Source organism: Segatella maculosa DSM 19339 = JCM 15638, from assembly GCF_000382385.1.
Lineage (GTDB): Bacteria > Bacteroidota > Bacteroidia > Bacteroidales > Bacteroidaceae > Prevotella > Prevotella maculosa.
Window position 1 is genome coordinate 1 of the sequence record NZ_KB908369.1, and the last position, 2,234, is coordinate 2,234.

2 protein-coding genes and 1 pseudogene are annotated in these 2,234 nt (G+C 38.4%); all 3 read left to right on the forward strand.

Features of this window, described 5'->3' with window-relative positions:
• Positions 1–1,062 (forward strand): RHS repeat-associated core domain-containing protein (locus tag H164_RS16030; RefSeq protein WP_282705208.1); only part of this gene is annotated, 1,062 nt, incomplete at its 5' end.
• Positions 1,059–1,742 (forward strand): hypothetical protein, encoded by a 684-nt coding sequence (locus H164_RS0114195; RefSeq protein WP_019969239.1) that lies wholly within the window; start codon positions 1,059–1,061, stop codon positions 1,740–1,742. The genes H164_RS16030 and H164_RS0114195, both read left to right, overlap by 4 nt.
• 16 nt (positions 1,743–1,758) lie before the next feature.
• Positions 1,759–2,234: pseudogene (locus H164_RS14845) on the forward strand (RHS repeat domain-containing protein); the annotation flags it as partial.

Genomic DNA, 2,234 nt, shown 5'->3' on the forward strand with positions numbered 1-2,234 from the left:
CCTCCGGGGCCGCCCATCCAGTGGGGAGCACCCGAAGACCCCGACAATGCGCAACCGGGCTATGGTTATATCCCAACGGATACCACCAATATTGAGGAAATCTTCTTCTATCACTCCGACCACCTCGGCAGTACCAGCTACATCACGGACAAAGATGCCAATATCACCCAGTTTAATGCTTACCTGCCGTACGGTGAGTTGTTGGTAGATGAACATTCTTCATCAGAGGAAATGCCGTATAAATTCAATGGTAAAGAATTAGATGAAGAAACTGGGCTGTACTATTACGGTGCCAGATACATGGATCCCAAAATCTCCATGTGGCTGGGAGTAGATCCGCTGGCGGAGAAGTCCCTAAATACGTCCTCATTTATATATTGCAAAAATAATCCTGTTCGATTGGTGGATCCAACTGGTATGAAATGGGAAAAGCCAAAAGAGGCAGAAGCATTAAAAGCAAAAATAGATAATAAAGTAGCATCTTTAAGGACACAAATAAGTAAAGATAAAGAAAGGTTGGCTAATGGTAATCTGAAAGAGAAACAGATTAACAAGATTAATGACAGAATTAATGAGGCTCAGATGCGCATAGATAATCTAGAAAACAGTAGGGAAGATATTGATTTTTTAGGTAATGAAGAAGAAACAACTTTCGCTTTTCTTAAGACAGAAGGAGGTAGACATTCTGTTAAACGTTCTTCTATTGGAAAAATACTAATAGAAACATCTTCAGATGCATTATCGATACATGAAATTACTCATATTATACAATCATGGCAAGCTGGCGGACTTGAATTCAATTCTGAAGGTAATTTATTAAATGCAGGAATTAATGCACCTACAAGAGATAGATACCAAGCAATTAGTAATATGGAAATTGAAGCATATAAGCGTCAATACTCTTTTGATCTATCATTTCCAGAAAGTGGTATAAGGAGACTTAATGATATAAACATACATTCTGTTGGTAGAATCAGAGATAGTTCGGGTGAACCCGTATATCCACTAATAAAAGAATTATCGGATTTTAGACAAAAACAAGATAAGATAAAAAGAAAATGAAAAAATATGTTTTAATAATTTCACTCCTTTGTGCCTTGACAATTACCGCACAAAGTAAGTTAGATGGGAATTATAGCAGCAGTTCCTATGAGATGATGATACAAGGTAATCATCTAGTTATTAGGAGCTTGAAGATGCTCGGTCTGCCATCCTATATTTTGGCGGACTGCTGGATAAAAAATATAAAGAAAGATGTCATAGAAGTATCTTCTAAAGAGTATCCTGCAGCCCTATTATTTAAGGATATAAAAATCAGCTATTCAAGAAATGAAAGACTAAACAATAAGATACAAATCAAATTTATCTTACCGCACTTCGAAAAAGAGATAAAAATAACAGTTAGTACAAATTTTAAAGACTATTCGCTAAATTATTCTCTTTTTGAAAATACATTAGAGATTCCTAATAACGGCATAGAAGATATTGAGATTTTTATTGATAATCCTCTGCTCGATTTTAGTTTAAATGCTGATAATACATTCTACGGAGTGCTATTCTTTAAATATCCTTATAAAATCAATATTAAAAAAGATATGAATGTAATAAATGTATGCATACCGGGACTAAATGAAGAAATTCTACACTCCTATTATATAAAAGATGACTATATGTTAGTTAGTAATAAGAATATATATTGGAGAGGACGCCGATTTGAAAAATCTAATAAGAAAAAAGAATAAATAAGATAATATATCCTTGATGCTTGTTGAAGATACTTCAGGCGGCGAAGCCTACTATTACGGCAGACAGGGCGAAGTCGTTAAGACTGTCCGGACGGTCATGGCGAGCCTTGCCGACATACGCACCTACGTCTACGGCGCCACCTACGACAGCTGGAACCGTGTGCGCACGATGACCTATCCCGACGGCGAAACGGTTACTTACCATTACAACGCGGCGGGACAGGTGGAAAGTCTTACGAGCAACAAGCTCGGCAAAGAGGAAACCCTTGTCGAAAAGATAGGCTACGATAAGGACGGGCATACCGTTTACACCAAGCTGGGCAACGGCACGGAAAGCCGTTACACCTACGACAAGCAGCGCGAGCGTTTGCAGGAGATGACGCTCACCTCGGCAGGAACATCCATCATGCACAACAAATATCAGTATGATGCGGTGGATAATATCTTGGGAATCACCAATGCCGTAGACCCGACACGGGGCAATACTAA

Bases quoted from the DNA above. Each gene is read 5' to 3' on its own strand.
- H164_RS0114195 (WP_019969239.1), top strand. From the start codon at position 1,059: ATGAAAAAATATGTTTTAATAATTTCACTCCTTTGTGCCTTGACAATT.